The 18,245-nt window shown below is 38.8% G+C and carries 14 protein-coding genes and 3 other annotated features; of the genes, 12 read left to right on the top strand and 2 right to left on the bottom strand.

What is annotated here, in order from left to right; all coding sequences use genetic code 11:
- Positions 1-131: 131 nt before the first annotated feature.
- The 7 genes from ilvC (at position 132) to I5776_RS16245 (ending at position 8,029) form a co-directional block, all read left to right on the top strand.
- Complete coding sequence (ilvC, locus tag I5776_RS16275) at positions 132-1,160, top strand: ketol-acid reductoisomerase (protein WP_202777391.1); 1,029 nt, start codon at positions 132-134, stop codon at positions 1,158-1,160.
- Complete coding sequence (locus I5776_RS16270; protein ID WP_202777390.1) at positions 1,147-2,688, top strand: 2-isopropylmalate synthase; 1,542 nt, start codon at positions 1,147-1,149, stop codon at positions 2,686-2,688. Before ilvC ends, I5776_RS16270 begins: the two co-directional genes overlap by 14 nt.
- A gap of 214 nt (positions 2,689-2,902) precedes the next feature.
- A complete protein-coding gene (gene leuB, locus I5776_RS16265; protein ID WP_202777389.1) occupies positions 2,903-4,012 on the top strand; it encodes a 3-isopropylmalate dehydrogenase in 1,110 nt (369 codons plus the stop codon).
- Positions 4,013-4,022: 10 nt separating this feature from the next.
- Positions 4,023-5,435: a 3-isopropylmalate dehydratase large subunit gene (leuC, locus tag I5776_RS16260; RefSeq protein ID WP_202777388.1), complete on the top strand. Its 1,413-nt coding sequence runs from the start codon at positions 4,023-4,025 to the stop codon at positions 5,433-5,435.
- A 13-nt stretch (positions 5,436-5,448) separates the two neighbouring features.
- Positions 5,449-6,027, top strand: a complete 579-nt coding sequence (gene leuD / locus I5776_RS16255) for a 3-isopropylmalate dehydratase small subunit (protein ID WP_202777387.1) — start codon at positions 5,449-5,451, stop codon at positions 6,025-6,027.
- Positions 6,028-6,104: 77 nt separating this feature from the next.
- Complete coding sequence (locus tag I5776_RS16250; RefSeq protein WP_202777386.1) at positions 6,105-7,229, top strand: HAD family hydrolase; 1,125 nt, start codon at positions 6,105-6,107, stop codon at positions 7,227-7,229.
- Positions 7,230-7,468: 239 nt separating this feature from the next.
- The gene (locus tag I5776_RS16245) at positions 7,469-8,029 is read left to right on the top strand and encodes a sugar O-acetyltransferase (RefSeq protein ID WP_202777385.1); all 561 of its coding nucleotides are present in this window, start codon (positions 7,469-7,471) and stop codon (positions 8,027-8,029) included.
- A 75-nt stretch (positions 8,030-8,104) separates the two neighbouring features.
- Here the strand turns inward: I5776_RS16245 and serA are convergent, their stop codons facing one another.
- Both serA and I5776_RS16235 read right to left on the bottom strand, forming a co-directional pair.
- The gene (gene serA, locus I5776_RS16240) at positions 8,105-9,718 is read right to left on the bottom strand and encodes a phosphoglycerate dehydrogenase (RefSeq protein ID WP_202777384.1); all 1,614 of its coding nucleotides are present in this window, start codon (positions 9,716-9,718) and stop codon (positions 8,105-8,107) included.
- Positions 9,711-10,868 carry a pyridoxal-phosphate-dependent aminotransferase family protein gene (locus I5776_RS16235; protein WP_202777383.1) on the bottom strand — a complete coding sequence of 386 codons (1,158 nt, stop codon included), beginning with the start codon at positions 10,866-10,868 and terminating at the stop codon, positions 9,711-9,713. The genes serA and I5776_RS16235 overlap by 8 nt, the downstream gene beginning before the upstream one ends.
- Positions 10,869-10,957: 89 nt before the next feature.
- Positions 10,958-11,165 (bottom strand) — a binding site (T-box leader).
- Between the two features lie 219 nt (positions 11,166-11,384).
- Between I5776_RS16235 and I5776_RS16230 the strand changes: the two genes are divergently transcribed.
- From I5776_RS16230 to trpC, 5 genes are all read left to right on the top strand, one after another.
- Entirely contained in the window at positions 11,385-13,367 is a 1,983-nt protein-coding gene (locus I5776_RS16230) for a methyl-accepting chemotaxis protein (protein ID WP_202777382.1), read from the top strand.
- Between the two features lie 90 nt (positions 13,368-13,457).
- Positions 13,458-13,707: a binding site (T-box leader), on the top strand.
- Between the two features lie 185 nt (positions 13,708-13,892).
- Positions 13,893-14,138 (top strand) — a binding site (T-box leader).
- Positions 14,139-14,450: 312 nt separating this feature from the next.
- On the top strand, positions 14,451-15,866 hold the full coding sequence (gene trpE / locus I5776_RS16225; RefSeq protein WP_202777381.1) for an anthranilate synthase component I: 1,416 nt from the start codon (positions 14,451-14,453) through the stop codon (positions 15,864-15,866).
- A complete protein-coding gene (locus I5776_RS16220) occupies positions 15,841-16,440 on the top strand; it encodes an anthranilate synthase component II (RefSeq protein WP_202777380.1) in 600 nt (199 codons plus the stop codon). The genes trpE and I5776_RS16220 overlap by 26 nt, the downstream gene beginning before the upstream one ends.
- On the top strand, positions 16,424-17,449 hold the full coding sequence (gene trpD, locus I5776_RS16215) for an anthranilate phosphoribosyltransferase (protein ID WP_202777379.1): 1,026 nt from the start codon (positions 16,424-16,426) through the stop codon (positions 17,447-17,449). The genes I5776_RS16220 and trpD overlap by 17 nt, the downstream gene beginning before the upstream one ends.
- Complete coding sequence (trpC, locus tag I5776_RS16210) at positions 17,450-18,241, top strand: indole-3-glycerol phosphate synthase TrpC (RefSeq protein ID WP_202777378.1); 792 nt, start codon at positions 17,450-17,452, stop codon at positions 18,239-18,241.
- Positions 18,242-18,245: the final 4 nt, after the last annotated feature.

Below are 18,245 nucleotides of genomic sequence, written 5' to 3'. Positions count from 1 at the left end.
AAAAATTTTTTAAAAAAGGCAGTGCTAGAGATGATTGTTGTTTCTGTGAAACTCTGTTGATTGGAGCGAAGTGCCCGGAGCGGAAATCAACAACCAAGTTTAGCACAACCAAAAAAAGGAGAAGATTAGACATGGCAAAAGTATATTACGATTCTGATATTCAAGTAGAGGTTTTAAAAAATAAAAAGATTGCAGTGGTAGGATATGGTTCACAAGGGCATGCACATGCACAAAACTTACGCGACAGCGGCTTTGATGTTGTTATTGGCTTACGAAAAGGAAAGTCGTGGGAGCAGGCAGAACAGGATGGCTTTTCTGTAAAAACAGTGAAAGAAGCTAGTGAAGAAGCAGATTTGATAATGGTACTTTTACCAGACGAAAGACAAACACAAGTATATAAAGAAGAAATTGAACCAGCACTTTATCCTGGAAAAGCAATTGCATTTGCACATGGTTTCAATGTTCATTTTAACCAAATCGTCCCACCTGAAAATGTAGATGTGTTTCTTGTAGCACCGAAGGGTCCCGGCCATTTAGTACGACGTACATTTGTTGAAGGTGCGGGAGTTCCAGCATTAATTGGGGTATACCAAGATGTTTCCGGTGAAGCGAAGGAAGTAGCATTAGCCTATTCAAAAGGGATTGGCGGTGCGAGAGCAGGAGTGTTAGAAACAACATTTAAAGAAGAAACGGAAACAGATCTATTTGGAGAACAGGCCGTATTATGCGGTGGATTAACATCCTTGATTAAAGCTGGTTTTGAGACATTAACGGAAGCGGGATACCAGCCGGAAGTAGCTTACTTCGAATGTCTTCATGAAATGAAATTAATTGTTGATTTAATTTATGAAGGTGGATTGAAAGGAATGCGCTATTCCATTTCAGATACAGCGCAATGGGGTGATTTCGTTTCCGGTCCTCGAGTCGTGAATGATGAAACGAAAAAACGCATGGGTGAATTGTTAAAAGAAATCCAATCCGGCCAATTTGCTAAAGGATGGATTCTTGAAAACCAAGCAAATCGCCCGGTATTTAATGCGATTAATTCAAGTGAAAATCAGCATCCAATTGAAGTTGTAGGTGAGGAATTACGTAAGCTTATGCCATTTGTTAAAAAACAACAAAAACAAGAGGAAGTGGCAGCATATGCAAAAAATTAATATATTCGATACGACTCTTAGAGACGGCGAACAGTCAATAGGTGTCAATTTGAATGAATTAGAGAAATTGGAAATAGCCAAACAACTGGAGAGACTTGGAGTTGACATTATGGAAGCGGGTTTTCCCGCTTCCTCTAAAGGGGATTTTCAAGCGGTCCAAACGATTGCTAAGTCGATTCGCAACAGCTCTGTAACAGGATTAGCGAGAGCACATAAACAGGATATTGATATTGCTTGGGACGCATTAAAAGATTCAGCAGAACCACGACTTCATATTTTTCTAGCAACCTCTCCAATCCATATGACGTATAAGTTGCAGAAATCACCTGAAGAAGTATTAGCATCAGCGGTAGAAGCAGTTAAATACGCAAAACAAAGATTTCCACAAGTACAATGGTCTGCAGAGGATGCGAGTCGTTCAGATAAATGGTTTTTAGTGAAAATCATTACTGAGGTAATCAAAGCAGGCGCTACAGTTATTAATTTGCCCGATACAGTTGGCTACAGTACACCTGAAGAATACGGGAACCTCTTTACATTTATCCAACAAAATGTTCCAAATATTGATCAGGTTATACTATCTGCCCATTGTCATGACGATCTTGGGATGGCCACTGCCAATTCTTTATCTGCAATTGAAAACGGTGCAAGACAAATTGAAGGTACGATCAATGGTATTGGCGAAAGAGCTGGAAATGCTGCATTAGAGGAAATTGCGGTCGCTTTGCATATTAGAAATGATTATTACAAAGCGAAAACAGGCTTAAAGTTAAAGGAAATCAAACATACAAGTCAGTTGATTAGTAAATTGACAGGTATGGTCGTGCCGGGAAATAAAGCTGTCGTCGGAGCAAATGCTTTCGCACATGAATCGGGTATCCACCAAGATGGAGTGTTAAAAGAAGCTTCTACTTATGAAATTATTACACCGGAATTAATCGGGGTATCATCAAATAGTCTTCCACTAGGGAAACACTCTGGAAGACATGCATTCAAGCAAAAAGCATTTGAACTCGGTTTCGAACTTACTCCAGAAAAATTAAAAGAGGCGTTTGATTCGTTCAAAGCATTAACAGATCGGAAAAAGGAAGTAACCGAAGACGATTTATTTACGATCCTTACTGATAAGCAAACCGAACAAATAAATGTAAGAACATATGAACTTCAAAATATACAAGTGCAATATGGAACGAATAATGTGCCTACGGCTACAGTTGTTGTTAAGGCACCGGACGGAAGATTCTTGGAGGAAGCAGCAACAGGTGCCGGTAGTGTGGAGGCAATTTATAACACCTTATCCCGCATGATTGTTGAGCCTATCGAATTAATGGATTATAAGCTGCAATCCATTGGATCCGGAAGAGATGCACTGGCAGATGCTTATGTAAAAGTGAAATATGATGGAATCGAATCTGGAGGCAGAGGTTCAGCGCAAGATGTGTTAGAAGCATCGGCAAGAGCATACTTAAATGCAGTAAATCGCGTCATTGTACAGGAAGAAATAAAGAAAGAACGACTTCAAGTATAACAAAAAATAGAGGAGGCTCTTTTCGCAAACCTCGTTATTTTGAAATAAAAACTAAATAAAATCAGCCAAACAAATATAGATACTACAAATTTTTTGCGAAAATATGCCCTGATTTGATACTGTATTAGGCTGGTTACAAAATAGCAATAAGGAAATAATCGGCTTTAAGATTATTTCACTCTATACGAACCCAAAAACAGAGGAGGCAAGGGTTATGAAAAAAAGAATCGCAATTTTACCTGGTGATGGGATTGGACCTGAAGTAATGCAAGGTGCTGTACGAGTCCTTCAAGCAATATCGGATTGTTTTCAACATGATTTTATTTTCGAAGAAGGCTTGATTGGTGGTGCAGCCATCGATGAATGTGGTAATCCGCTTCCCGATACAACGTTAGATTTATGTTCCAAGAGCGATGCGATTCTTTTAGGGGCGGTTGGTGGTCCGAAATGGGAAGCAACATCCCAAACTATTCGACCAGAACAAGGGCTGCTTCGTATTAGAAAGGAACTTGGTCTTTTTGCTAATCTGCGCCCGGTCTGTGCCTATGAACCGCTAATTCATGCCTCAACTTTAAAAAAAGAAGTCATTGAACATGTTGATTTATTGATTGTTCGTGAATTAACTGGTGGACTTTATTTTGGAAAACCGAGTGAAAGACGGGGAGACAATAAAGAGTTAGCCGTTGATACATTAGTTTATAATATCCAAGAAATTGAAAGAGTAGTAGACAAAGCATTTCAATTGGCTAGAAAACGAAGGAAAAAACTGACCTCAGTAGACAAGGCAAATGTACTTGAATCAAGCCGAATGTGGCGTGAGGTCGTCAATCGATTATCCGCTAATTATCCTGATGTTCAGGTAGAGCATATGCTTGTCGATTCAGCATCTATGCAGCTAATTTACCGACCTGAGCAATTTGATGTCATCGTAACGGAAAATCTTTTCGGAGATATTTTAAGTGATGAAGCTTCTATGATTACCGGCTCACTAGGTATGCTTCCTTCCGCTAGTTTACGAAGTGACGCGGTTGGTCTGTATGAACCTGTACATGGATCAGCACCTGATATTGCGGGGAAAAACCTTGCGAATCCACTAGGGATGGTATTGTCTGTTGCTTTAATGCTTAAATTTTCGTTTGGACTTGACAAAGAGGCAAGCATTATTGAGGAATCCGTTATGAAAGTATTGAATGATGGATTTCATACCGGGGATTTACACTTACAACAAGGAACACGAGTGAGCACAACCAAAATGGTTAATAAAATTATAGATTCTATTAATGAAAACCAAGCAATTTCAGGAATTTTAACGGCTTATATTTAGGAGGATTAATATGCAACCAAAAAATATTATAGAAAAAATTTGGGATCAGCATTTGATCCATCAAGAACAAGGGAAGCCAGACTTGCTATATATTGATTTACATTTAGTGCATGAAGTAACGTCTCCTCAAGCCTTTGAAGGCTTGAGGAACAATAATCGTACAGTGAGAAGACCGGATCTGACTTTTGCAACTGTTGATCATAATGTTGCCACAACAAAGCAACGAATTTTAAATGATCCGATTGCTAAAAAACAAATGAGTACATTAGAGAAAAACTGTGAAGAATTTAACATCCCCCTTGCAGGTATTGATCATCCTGACCAAGGGATTGTCCATGTCATCGGTCCTGAGCTAGGATTAACGACACCCGGTAAAACCATTGTTTGTGGGGATAGTCATACATCGACACATGGTGCGTTTGGTGCAATTGCTTTCGGAATCGGAACAAGTGAAGTTGAGCATGTACTCGCCACCCAAACGTTATGGCAACGCCGTCCCAAAACATTACAAATAAAGGTGAATGGCAATCTAGGGTATGGTGTGACAGCGAAAGATTTAATTTTAGCGATCATAGGAAAATTCGGGATTGATGTTGGTACAGGACATATTGTTGAGTATACAGGTGAAGCGATTCGGAAAATGTCGATGGATGAACGAATGACAATTTGTAATATGTCTATTGAAGCAGGGGCAAGAGCTGGCTTAATCAGTCCTGATGAAACAACTATTTCCTATTTACACGGAAGAAAGTACGCTCCTACAGGAGAAGAATTTGAAAAATGTGCTGACTATTGGTTAAGCCTTGCTACAGATGATGGTGCGAAATATGATCGAACCATTGAAATAGATGCTGATACTGTTGAACCCCAAGTAACTTGGGGAACGAACCCATCTATGTGTTTATCAATTAATGATCAATTGCCTATCATTGAAGAAATTGAGAGTAATAGTGAAAAAGAGTCAGTACGAAAAGCGCTTCATTACATGGGATTAACGGAAGGTACATCCCTTCAGGATATTGAAATTCAACATGTCTTCATTGGTTCCTGCACGAATTCCAGATTAAGTGATTTGCGTAAAGCAGCGGATGTAGTAAAGGGAAATCATGTCCACAAAAATGTGAGAGCCTTGGTAGTACCGGGTTCGCAAACAGTGAAAGCTCAAGCTGAAGCTGAAGGTCTGGATAAAATCTTTATTGAAGCGGGATTTGAATGGCGTGAATCCGGATGCAGTATGTGCCTGGCGATGAATGCGGATGTCGTTCCTGCAGGTGAAAGATGTGCTTCTACTTCGAACCGTAACTTTGAAGGGCGTCAAGGGAATGGATCAAGAACCCATCTTGTCAGTCCTGAAATGGCCGCAGCAGCAGCTATTAATGGCAGATTTGTAGATGTAAGAAAAATAGAGAAAGTTTATCAATAGGAGGTGAGTATTGGTGCAACCATTTGAAACATTTAAAGGATTAGTTTTACCATTAGACAGAACAAATGTCGATACGGACCAAATCATCCCGAAGCAATTTTTAAAAAGAATTGAAAGAAAAGGGTTTGGAGAATGTCTTTTTTATCATTGGAGATATGATGACAAAGGAGAAGTTATTGAGGTGTTTCCTCTTAACCAAGAAAAATATCAAGGCGCACAAATACTCGTTGCCGGAGCTAATTTTGGTTGTGGATCCTCTCGTGAGCATGCCCCGTGGGCACTGCAAGATTACGGATTTAAAGTAATCATCGCCCCTAGCTTTGCAGACATTTTTTATAATAATTGTTTGAAAAATGGCATATTACCGATTACGTTAGATACTCAATCATTACTCGAAAGATCTGAAACGGAAAAGCTATTCATGACGGTTGACCTGGAAAATCAGAAACTAATTCTTGATGAGGAACAACTTCATTTTGACATTGATCCATACCAGAAAGAGACGCTTTTGAAAGGATTAGATGATATCGCAGTAACAATGATGCTTGAAGATAAGATTACGAAATATGAAGAAAATGTAAAATTAGTATGAATCACTGCCGATTCAGGCAGTGGTTTTTCCTATGGATATCGATCTGTGATACACTAATAAGATAAAGGAGGATGATCATGGTTCAAACAATTTTGTTTGATATAGATGGAGTTTTGTTAAGTGAAGAGCGGTATTTTGATGCTTCTGCGCTAACGGTGTGGGAGATAATACATAGTGAAAAGTATTTAGGACTAGGAGCAGATCAATTTAAAACTACATTTAATGATGAAGAAATTGCTTCTATTCGTAATGCCGTTTTCGTCAATGACCGGGTTCTGAAATTTTTAAAATCGAAAGGTTTAAATGCGAATTGGGATATGATTTATCTCACATTTAGCTTTCAGCTTATTCAGCTTTTATCACAGATAAAGGATAAAGAACAAGCAAAGATTTCCGAGTGGTTAAAAAATGATATTGATCGAAAAACACTGCTTGAAATAAACGAGGTCTTATCCAAGTATGATCCTAAAGTTCAATTCGACCTGTTCATCCCCGAATTTCAACAATCAGAAACGGAATTATTTGATTTTTTAAATATACTGGCGGAAAAAAAATTAGGAGTAAAGACTGAGATTTTTAGCGGGAAAAGTGTACTTTGGTCAATATGTGAACATGTCTCTCAAGAATGGTATGTTGGCGATGAATATGTTCTATCCTCGACAGGAAGGCCATCTGTTCAGAAAGGCAAAAAAGGATTTTTAACAGATGAACAAACATTGGCTTCACGCGAAGAAATTAGCCGATTGTTCCAAGATTTAACGGATGCCGGACTAACAATCGGAATTGGTACGGGGCGGCCGGAGCTTGAAACGATTAAACCGTTTGAATACTTACAGTGGCTAAAATATTTTGATCCCAATCGTATTGTTACTGCTGACAATGTGCTTGTTGCGGAAAAGGAACATCAGGAGTGCGAACCATTGGCAAAGCCCCATCCGTACACATATATTCAAGCATTGAAAGGGAAACAAACTTCTGTGGAAAGTTGTTTAAAGGAACAATTGCCACTGGAGCATGGCGACCAAATACTGATCGTTGGAGATTCATTTGCGGATCTTTTAGCAGCGAGAAAGATGGGATGTCAATTTGCTGCTGTATTAACAGGATTAACAGGAAGAAAGGAATTCGAGGAACATCGAGCAGATTTTATTCTTGATTCTGTATTAGATGTGAAAAGCATTGTTTTTTCGATGATTAGGTAAGAAAGGTTCAGAGAATAAAACTCGTCTATATAGGCGGGTTTTTATTATGTCGGATTCGGTTTGTGGATCAAAGAATCGAATTTGAGCCGCATAGATCGGGTTTTGTGGATCATAGAATGGAATTTGTGAACCATAGGCATAAATTTTAAACCGGTCAATTTGCCTAAAGGTGTTGTTACCAAAGATTTTATTTGATATGTTTTTCATTATCGAGCACTTATGAAAAGGAGTTTAAAAAAATGAAAACAGAAAAAGAAAAAATGTTAGCTGGGGAAATGTATAACCCGTCTAATCCCGAATTAATGAAAGATAGAGAAAATGCAAGACGATTGGTTAGAATGTATAATCAAACCGCTGATACGGAAGGCGATAAACGTACTAAATTATTGAAGGAGTTACTCGGATCAACTGGTGAACATATAAAAATGGAGCCAAATATAAGATTTGATTATGGTTGTAACACATATGTTGGTGAGAATTTTTTTGCTAATTTTGATTGTACAATATTAGATGTGTGTGAAGTGAGATTTGGAGATAATTGTATGCTAGGGCCTAGTGTGCAGATATATACTGCAACACACCCACTTCATCCTGCTGAACGTAATTCCGGAAAAGAGTATGCGAAACCGATTACTTTTGGAGATAATGTATGGATTGGTGGAGGTGCCATAATCAATCCGGGTGTTGTTGTAGGTAACAATGTTGTTATTGCATCGGGGGCTGTAGTTACTAAAAATGTACCGGATAATGTAGTCGTTGGCGGCAATCCAGCAAAGGTTATTAAACAGATAGAAGTGTAAGCTGAAGTTGACTTTCAAAAAAATGGCATACATCATTTGTATGCCATTAATTGATGGAAAAATAATGTTGCATGTTTAATAATTTTCAACGACTGCTACTTCTTTCGATAGCTCGAGAATTTCTACCTCTTCTAAGCCATTTAGTAGTTTTAAAGAATAGATGACATCATCACCTATTTTTTTATCTAACGTAAGCACCATGATTGCCTCGCCGCCAATTGTTTCACGGCCTACCTGCATCGTACCAATGTTAATATGGTAGTCTCCAAGGATGGAGCCCACGAGTCCGATCATTCCCGGACGATCCTCATGTTTAATATAGAGAAGGTGTTGTTCAGGCTTCACATCGATTCGGTAGTTATTCATTTTAACAATCCGCGTGCCATAGCCATTTAATACCGTACCACCGATAACGACAATTTCGTTTTCTTTAAATAGACTTAATTCCATATAATTGGAGAAACCTTTATTGGGAGCATTTTTCTCTACGTTGTAAGTAAGGCCGTGTTCCTTTAATAAATGGAAAGCGTTTATGATATTGACAGAATCACTTAAATGATAAGCAAGGATTCCTTTTATCATCGTTCTCGTTAACAGACTTGTATCTTCCTCTATTAACTCCCCAGAATAGCGAATGTCAATTTTATCGGGGGCCAGCTTAAAAAGCTGAATTGCTAATTGGGCAATTTGCTCACCTAATTCTAAAAACGGCTTCAACTTTTGCTGAACTTCGCCAGTAATCTGTGGCATATTGATGGCGTGGCGAATGGAATGTGTTTCAAAAATATTAATGATTTCTTCGCTTACTTCCTTAGCGACTTTTTCTTGCGCTTCTTCAGTTGATGCTCCCAAATGTGGCGTGGCGATGATGTTTGGATGTTGAAGTAGGTCTAAGTTAGTTGGGGGTTCCTGCTCAAAGACATCGAGTGCTGCACCTGCAATTTGTCCGCTTTGGAGGCCATGGAGTAAGGCGGACTCAACGATAATTCCACCCCGTGCACAGTTAACGAGTCGCACACCATTTTTCATTTTGCTTATATATTCATCATTTACTAAGCCTTTCGTTTCAGGCGTTAGCGGTGTATGGAAAGTGATAAAGTCGGATTGCTTAGCAATTTCATCCAGACTAGCTTTTGTAATGCCAAGTTTTTGTGCCCGTTCCTCAGATAAATAAGGATCAAATCCTAAAATTTCCATTTGGAAACTTTTTGCGCGTTTGGCAACTTCAGTCCCGATTTTTCCCATGCCTACAATTCCAAGTGTTTTTTCATAGAGTTCAACCCCTTTAAAGGCGCCGCGTTTCCATTCTCCTTGTGATGTCGATTGATGGGCATGGGGGATTTTACGAGCTAGGGAGAGCAGCATAGCTAACGTATGCTCCGTAGCGGCTATCGTGTTTGCTCCTGGTGCATTAATAACGATGATCCCTTTTCGAGTGGCTGAATCGAGGTCAATATTATCGATTCCTACCCCTGCACGTGCGATTACTTTTAATCTAGTGGCGTGTTCTAATAGATTCTTCGTAACAATGGTTTGACTGCGGACAATAAGGGCATCATAGTCTTTAATCATTTCACATAGTTCCGGTTCTGTAAGATTATTATTTTTATCGACAAGAAATTCAGGATGTTCATATAACTTTTTTAAACCTATATCGCTAATTGAATCTGTCACTAATACTTTATACATGTTGACTCCATACCTCCTCAGCGGCTTTTATTGCCTTGCCAAAAGCATTCCTTCCATCCAATTTATTTAAAGTCATTTCAAGTCCGTTTAATACTTGTAAAATATCAAAAGGAGTGCAGTAACCCATATGCCCAATCCGAAATATTTCACCTTTAAGCTGTTTTTGACCTCCAGCTATCGTAATAGAATAGTTATCTTGCAGGATTTTTTTGATTGTACTTGCTGTTCCAGGGGCTGGTTTGACCGCAGTTACGGTAGGTGAGCTATAAGCATCTGAAACAAGGAGTGGAAGCTCTATCGCTTTTAATCCTTCACGCATCATTTTTTTCAATAGCTGGTGTCTAGCAATCACTTGATTGAGTCCTTCTTCTTCAATCATATAGCAAACCTCGAGAGCCCCGGCTATGAGTGAAACAGCGGGTGTAAATGGAGTCGATTTTTCCTTTTCATAGGATGAAAAATAGCGATTTAAATCTAAATAAAAACGTTTTGTTCGACATGTGCGAATTGTGTTTTTCGCTGTATCATTAACTGCGATAAATGCCAATCCGGGTGGCAGCATTAAAGCTTTCTGTGACCCCGAAACTAATATATCTATGTGCCAAGATTCCATGTCAACGGGCACAGCGCCAATACAGCTGACTCCATCGACGATAAAAAGAGAATCCGTTAAACGTTTTGTTACGTCGCCAAGTTGTTGAATGGGATTGAGAACACCTGTAGATGTTTCACAATACGTTGCAAACACGGCTTTAATATTGACATCCAGCAGTTTTAAAAATTCCTCTAATTCATCTGGCGTACAAATCTTTCCCCATTCAATTGTTAAGCGATGAACATTCGCCCCGAATGCTTCACAAATACTTGCAAATCGGTCTCCGAAGGCACCTGTAACAATGACGACGACATGATCACCCTCTTCAATAATATTTGCAGCAGCCGTTTCCAAGGCGGATGTCCCACTGCCTGTTAATAGGAGAACGGGATTTTTTGACCCAAATATGGGCATCAGATGTGTAGAAACCTCTTCTAATAAATGGGCAAACGTTTGACTGCGATGGCCAATCATCGGTTGATTCATGGCAAGTTTCACTCGCTCAGGAACAGGTGTCGGACCAGGAGTAAATAAATAGTGCTGATTGAGAAGCATATTTTTCATCCTTTCTTTACGAAAATAGAAGAAGCGCGGAGCTGGCCATAATTAAAAAAGTCCCTCATAACAGACAAATATGCCATGTTATGAGGGACGTCATATACGTGGTGCCACCCTCTTTTGTTACAAAAAGTAACCTCGGAGAAAAATAACGACATTAAGCCGTGACAGCCTACTTATCATTCAACTGTCCAGTTCAGAAGTGCTCGGTTCTTGAAGAAAATGCATCGGTTTACAGCAACCACCGACTTTCTGAAGCTCTTTTCTTCAAACCATCTTCATCATCACTTTGTTAAATTATTAATTGTTTCAAATATTCTACCAAATACACTTTAGTTTTGTAAAGAGTTAAATTTTTAAAAATCATCATTTACTAATATAAAACTACTATTCTGAAATTAACTAATCATCTTCTCGCAATTTCAAAATTATAGTAAACTCTCATTAGTTCTCTGAATTTCTAAGAATTTCAACACGGTATGAAAGATTTTAAATAACTAAGGAGTATATTTTATGCAAACCGTTATAAAAAAAATGACAAAACCAAGTTTGATTAAGAAAATAATAATCTACTTTACATTGGTTTTAGTAATTCCTTCGATTGTAATTGGATCCATTTCTTACTTCAGTGCAAAAAAGCAAATTAAGAAGGAGTTATCCATGAGTGCTTCGAATAGTATCGGAGTACTTGATAAGACGATAGAAGATATCATTATACCTACGATGAAAGATGCTACATACTTTGCCCAAAATATTACGAACACACAGTATAAAGGAATAGAGAGCCCGGAAATTAGAAAAATCTTTGCGCAATATAATGTTCTTCATCCTGATTTAATCAGTATTTATGTAGGAACAAATGATGGGATGATGATTCAAGAGCCAAAGAAACACCAGGCGGATGATTACGATCCAAGAAAACGCCCATGGTATCAAGAAGCGATGGAGAAAAAAGGAGAAACAATTATTACAGAGCCATATGTTTCATCATCAACGGGTGACATGGTTGTTACGATTGCCCAAACGACGAATGATGGCTCAGGTGTCATTGGAATTGATATGAACTTGCGTAAATTGAACGAAATTTCCAACCGTACGAAAGTTGGTATTGCCGGCTACACGTTTATTTTAGATAAACAGAAACAGTATGTTGTTCATCCGACAGAGGAAGCGGGAAGTACCGCGAACGAGAAATTCTTCGACAAAATGTATCAAAAAACATCCGGTTCGTTTGAATATGATTATAAAGGTGACCACAAAAACATGGTCTATACGACGAATAAGTTAACGGGATGGAAGATTGGTGGAACGATGTTATCTTCAGAAATCGAAGATCAAGCAAATCCAATCTTAAAGACGACTATTTTGGTCGTACTCATTTCTGGACTGATTGGTGCTTCTATGAATTATTTACTCATCCGTTCTATAAGAAGACCATTAGTAAGATTAAGAAAGTCGGCCAAAAATATTAGTGAAGGTGACTTAACGGAAACGATTCCGGTTAGAACGAAAGATGAACTTGGTGAACTTGCCCAAACATTTAATCAAATGTCTGATAATCTCCGTCATTTAATCCAGAAGGTAGATTTAAATGCGGTACAGCTAGCTGCATCAGCAGAACAATTAAATGCGAGTGCAGAACAAACGACTAGTGCAACTGAACAAGTTTCAACTGCTATCAGTCAGATTTCTACAGGTGTTGAAAATCAAATGATTGGGCTGCAAAATAATGCACAAGCATTAGAAGAAGTAGCAATGGGAATGGAACGTGTTTCTGAAAGCTCGGCGGTTGTAACAGATTTAACGAATCAAACAACGGAAACAGCTAAAAAAGGCGGAGAATATGTACAACGAAATGTTGAACAAATGCAGTCAATCAACCATTCGGTAAAAGAACTGGATGAAATGATAAAGTCCTTAGCTGATCGCTCCAATCAGATAAGTTCAATTATTGAAATGATTAGCAGCATTGCCGAACAAACAAATTTATTAGCGTTGAATGCTGCAATTGAAGCAGCAAGAGCTGGTGAACACGGGAAAGGCTTTGCGGTCGTTGCTGATGAAATTCGTAAACTTGCCGAACAATCTAAGCAATCTGCAGGAAAAATTTATGAATTAATTATCGCGATTCAAGGTGATACAGAAAATTCTGTCCAAGTAATGGAAAAAACGAATCAAGATGTTCAAAAAGGTCTCCTTATTTCTAACGATACAATTGAGCAATTTGATGAAATTTTAAAAGGAATGCAGAAAGTAGCTCCACAGGTAGAAGAGGTAGCTGCCATTTCCGAGCAGATTACTGCAAGTGTTCAGGAAGTTGCATCGACAGCAAATGAACTTGCCACGATTGCCAAGGAAAGTTCCGAAAGTACCGAAGAGATTGCGGCAACAACCGAAGAGCAAGTAGCTTCCATGGAAGAAATCAATGCATCGGCAAGAAGTCTAGCAACAATGGCTGAAGAATTACAAATTTTATTGAAAAAGTTTAAAGTATAATGAATGTCGAAATTTTACGAATGATTAATTTACGTATTCACTTGACATTCTAATTCATCAGTAATAATATAATAAACAATAATTTTAAATGAATTTGCGTTGATGAAGAGTAGTAATTTATATGAACACTTAAAGAGAGCTGGTGGTTGGTGTGAACCAGTGTGAACGTATAAATGAATGGACTTCGGAGCATCCAAACCGAAAATCAATTTTGAACAGTAGGCTTTGGCGAATGTCTCATCGTTACAAGAGACGGGTATTAAGTTATCGAACTTGATACTGTCAAAGTGAGCTGTTTTTCAGCTAATAAAGGTGGTACCACGGGTTCCTCGTCCTTTTGGATGAGGGGCCTTTTTGCGTTTTTCTAAGGCATGACTTTTTCTAAAACATTGTAGCTCTAATCGCACAGAGTGGATTGGAGCAAAAGGCACTTGACTCCTGCGGGATATAGAGGAAAGCAAGTGCCTATAGCGGAAAGGAACGGCTCATTCCCAAAACCAACAAACTTTACGAAAATTTTATATGGATAAATCATTGAATAAGAGGAGTACGTTAAACTAAAATCGTCGCAGAGAGCCGGTGTTGGTGTGAATCCGGTACGAGGAGTGAAACGGAATGGACTTATGAGAGGTTTCTTGAACATAAAGTAGGGAAACACGGCCTCCACCGTTATAAGGATAGGGTATCAGAACTCAGTTCTCGTACCTGAAAAGAGGAAGGGAATAACTCCCTTCAAAAAGAGGTGGCACCGCGAACGAAATCGTCCTCTATAAACACAGAAATGTATGTGTTTATAGGGGACTTTTTTATTTAGGCACTTTTCTAAAAAGAATGCTGTTAATAACGATTTTAGAAACGCAGAGTGGATTGGAGCGAAAGGCGCTTGACTCCTGCGGGATATAGAGGAAAGGTCGAGACCCCACAAGCGCAAAAGCGCTGAGGAGGCTCGACTTCCTCCCCGCGGAAAGCAAGTGCCTGCAGCGGAAAGGAACGGTCCAATTTCGAAAATTAATAGTGGAAAGCGACTGCCTATAGCGGAAAGCAACGGTCTCAGCACAATCTATTTTATAAGGAGGACCAAAAATGATTTCCAAAGCCGAGTATAAATTTATCCAAATGAACGCAGACATGTTAACCCCCATTGCTGTCTTTAATCGCTTAAACGGCAAGAAGAAATTTTTACTAGAAAGCTCACTCAAACATGATGGCAATGGTCGATATTCCTTTATCGGAATGAACCCATACATGGAGTTCATTGGTGAAAGTGACCAAGTATTCGTAAGCAAGCGCAATAAAACAGTAAAAACAGAAAAAGGAAAACCACTGGACCTATTAAAAAAATACATCCCAAAGCTCGAACAATTCCCACTAGATTTCCCCTTTTTTGGCGGAGGAATCGGCTTCATTGGATATGATGCCGTTCGTCAATATGAAAACATTGGCCCGGACTTAGAGGATGAACAACAATTACCTGATGTCCATTTCATGTTTTATCAAGACGTAATCATTTTTGATCACAAAACCCAAATGATGTTTATCGTTTCACTTAACCTTAATGGCGATCGAACAGAAAATGATTTAATTGAAAAAATAACGGAAATAAAAGAGTCCCTTTCTACTAAAGAACAGCATTATATGTACGATTTGACGAATGATCCCATCACATTCAAACCGTTGATGGAAAGAGAGGATTTTATAAAAAAGGTACAAATCGCACAAGAATTTATCCGAGAAGGGGACATTTTTCAAATTGTTTTGTCACAGAAAATGAAAGGAAGGATGGAAAGTGATCCGTTTCAATTTTATCGAAAGCTAAGAAATGCCAATCCTTCGCCATACATGTTTTACATCGACTTTGAAGAATATGTTCTGCTCGGTGCATCACCTGAAAGCTTAATTAAAACCGTTGGTTCGGAATTAATAACAAATCCAATTGCCGGAACAAGACCAAGAGGCAATACAAAAGCGGAAGATTCTAATTATGAAAAAGAGCTGTTAGAAGATGAAAAGGAATTGGCTGAACATCGGATGTTGGTTGATTTAAGCAGGAATGATATTGGTAGAGTTTGTGAACCAGGCAGTATTACAATCCCAAAATACATGGTCATTGAAAAATACCAGCATGTAATGCATATCGTTTCGGAAGTGAAAGGTACGATGAGACCAGAGTTTACAGGCATCGATGCGTTAAAAGTTTGTTTACCAGCTGGAACAGTTTCCGGGGCACCAAAAATTCGTGCGATGCAAATCATTAATGAACTTGAAAAGCAGAAACGTGGCGTTTATGCAGGCGCCATCGGCTATATAAATGTGAATGGAAACATGGATTTCGCACTTGCTATTCGAACATTGGTCATTAAAGATAATGTAGCTTATTTACAGGCCGGAGCAGGGATTGTCCATGACTCCATACCCGAAAATGAATATATCGAGACATTGAATAAGGCAAAGTCACTTCTGGAGGTGAACAAAGATGATCATCTTGCTAGACAATTATGATTCTTTTACTTATAACCTTTTTCAATATCTTTCGGAGTTAGGTGAAAAGGTAGAAGTATTTCGAAATGATGAAATAACGATTGAGAAACTAAAGGGAATGAAACCAGAGGCGATCGTCCTCTCACCAGGACCTGGTATCCCGGAACGGGCGGGGATCTGTATGGATGTAATCCAAGCTTTTTATCAGCGTATCCCAATCCTTGGTGTTTGTTTAGGACATCAGGCAATTGCTGCCGCGTTTGGAGCAAAGATCGTTCAAGCAAAAGAAATTAAACATGGAAAAATATCAAGAATCCTTCATTGCGGAGAAGGGATGTTTCAATATATGACCCAGCCGCTTGAAGTGATGCGCTATCACTCACTCGTAATTGATAAAAATAGTCTTTCATCTGATTTTATTATTGCAGCTACCTCAATGGATGATCAAGAAATCATGGCGATCAAACATGAAAGTTTTCCGCTGTACGGTGTTCAATTTCACCCTGAATCCATTGGAACAAAAACAGGGAAGGAAATCATTCAGAACTTTTTAATGGAAATGAGAAAGGAGAATTCGTATGAAAGCATATCTTGAAAAAATGATGGATCAACAAAATTTAACCTATGAGGAGATGACGAATGCGGCAGATTATTTATTTACTGAAGATGTATCGGAAAGTGAGATGGGTGCATTTTTAGCTGCGTTAAAAGTAAAAGGTGAAACGGCTGAAGAAATAGCTGGTCTCGTTCAAGTAATTCGGGAAAAGTCGATACTGATCGGAAGTAGTGTCGGACCTGTCATGGATAATTGCGGAACAGGGGGAGACGGTTCTCAAAGCTTTAATATTAGTACAACATCCGCATTTGTCATCGCTGGAGCAGGGATTAAGATCGCAAAACATGGAAATCGAAGTGTGTCTAGTCGAACAGGGAGTGCAGATGTATTAGAAAACTTAGGCGTATCGCTGAATTTTCGGGCGGAGCAAATACACGAAATTCTTGAGGAAAATGGAATTGCTTTTTTGTTCGCACCGAATCTCCATCCAAGCTTAAAAAGAATCATGAAAATACGAAGGGATTTAAAGATTCCAACTATCTTTAATTTAATCGGCCCATTAACGAATCCGATTGATCTTGAGACACAGCTATTAGGTATTTATCGTCGCGACATGCTTGAGATGATGGCAAGTGTTCTCCACCGACTTGGTAGAAAGAGAGCGTTAATCTTAAATGGTGCAGGCTTTATGGATGAGGCGTCATTATCAGGAGAAAATCATTTTGTGCTTTTAGATCGTGGAGATATCATTCCATTTACACTAAAACCTGAGGATGTTGGCCTACCATATTATGAGAATTGTGAAATTCGCGGCGGGGATTCAAGAGAGAATGCGGAAATACTTTTGAACGTATTGACAGGTGAAAAGGGGGCTTATCGTGATACGGTTTTATTTAATGCAGGATTAGCTATTTTTGCTAACGGATTAGCGAGTACTGTCCAAGAAGGCATCGCCATCGCAAAGGAAAGCATTGACTCTGGAGCCGCGCTTCAAAAGCTGCAATATTTAATTGAATATAGTCAACGAACAACAGAGGGGGTTATGTAAATGACCATTTTAGATGAAATCATCACGAAAAAAGTAAAAGAGGTCCAAGTTTTAAAGGAAACGTATTTTAGCAAAAATCAAGATTGTCCGAAAAAAGTTGGATCCATTTTCGATTCATTTCAAAAGTCGCAAACGATGAATATCATTGCTGAAATTAAAAGAGCATCCCCATCAAAAGGAGACATTCTTCCGGATGTAAATCCAGCCGAACAAGCGAAACGCTATGAAGAATTAGGCGCAGGTGCTATTTCAGTATTAACCGATGAAGCTTTTTTCAAAGGTTCCATGAACGATTTAAGAGAGGTAAGGGCGGCGGTTTCGTTGCCAATCTTATGTAAGGATTTTATCATCGATGAAATTCAAATTGACAGGGCAAAGGATTTTGGGGCGAATATTATTTTGTTAATTGTTGCGGCATTGTCGAAGCCTCGTTTGAAACAGTTATACAACTATGCAGCATCTTTAGGATTAGATGTTCTCGTGGAGGTTCACGATGAAATTGAGCTGGAAGCAGCCATTGAACTGAATGCTAAGATTATCGGAATGAATAATCGTAACCTGAAAACGTTTAAAGTTGATTTAGCTACTACAGAAAGACTCGCCAGTCTAGTTGTGGATAAACATATTTTATTAATCGGTGAAAGCGGGATTAAAGGGGAAAAAGATGTTGAGCTGATGGAACAAGCTGGTGTAAAGGGCATCCTTGTTGGAGAAACCTTGATGCGATCGACTGATTTATCCGCCACCTTTAATCAACTGAAAACACCATTTAAATCTACGGTAAAAAGGTGATCGA

It is taken from the genome of Heyndrickxia vini (assembly GCF_016772275.1).
Taxonomy (GTDB): domain Bacteria; phylum Bacillota; class Bacilli; order Bacillales; family Bacillaceae_C; genus Heyndrickxia; species Heyndrickxia vini.
Note: the sequence above shows the minus strand (reverse complement) of the source record. Positions and strands in the feature narration are given on the sequence as shown.

Coding starts and splice junctions, on each gene's coding strand:
- ilvC (WP_202777391.1), top strand. CDS start 132: ATGGCAAAAGTATATTACGATTCTGATATTCAAGTAGAGGTTTTAAAA.
- I5776_RS16270 (WP_202777390.1), top strand. CDS start 1,147: ATGCAAAAAATTAATATATTCGATACGACTCTTAGAGACGGCGAACAG.
- leuB (WP_202777389.1), top strand. CDS start 2,903: ATGAAAAAAAGAATCGCAATTTTACCTGGTGATGGGATTGGACCTGAA.
- leuC (WP_202777388.1), top strand. CDS start 4,023: ATGCAACCAAAAAATATTATAGAAAAAATTTGGGATCAGCATTTGATC.
- I5776_RS16250 (WP_202777386.1), top strand. CDS start 6,105: ATGGTTCAAACAATTTTGTTTGATATAGATGGAGTTTTGTTAAGTGAA.
- I5776_RS16245 (WP_202777385.1), top strand. CDS start 7,469: ATGAAAACAGAAAAAGAAAAAATGTTAGCTGGGGAAATGTATAACCCG.
- serA (WP_202777384.1), bottom strand. CDS start 9,718: ATGTATAAAGTATTAGTGACAGATTCAATTAGCGATATAGGTTTAAAA.
- I5776_RS16235 (WP_202777383.1), bottom strand. CDS start 10,868: ATGCTTCTCAATCAGCACTATTTATTTACTCCTGGTCCGACACCTGTT.
- I5776_RS16230 (WP_202777382.1), top strand. CDS start 11,385: ATGCAAACCGTTATAAAAAAAATGACAAAACCAAGTTTGATTAAGAAA.
- trpE (WP_202777381.1), top strand. CDS start 14,451: ATGATTTCCAAAGCCGAGTATAAATTTATCCAAATGAACGCAGACATG.
- I5776_RS16220 (WP_202777380.1), top strand. CDS start 15,841: ATGATCATCTTGCTAGACAATTATGATTCTTTTACTTATAACCTTTTT.
- trpD (WP_202777379.1), top strand. CDS start 16,424: ATGAAAGCATATCTTGAAAAAATGATGGATCAACAAAATTTAACCTAT.
- trpC (WP_202777378.1), top strand. CDS start 17,450: ATGACCATTTTAGATGAAATCATCACGAAAAAAGTAAAAGAGGTCCAA.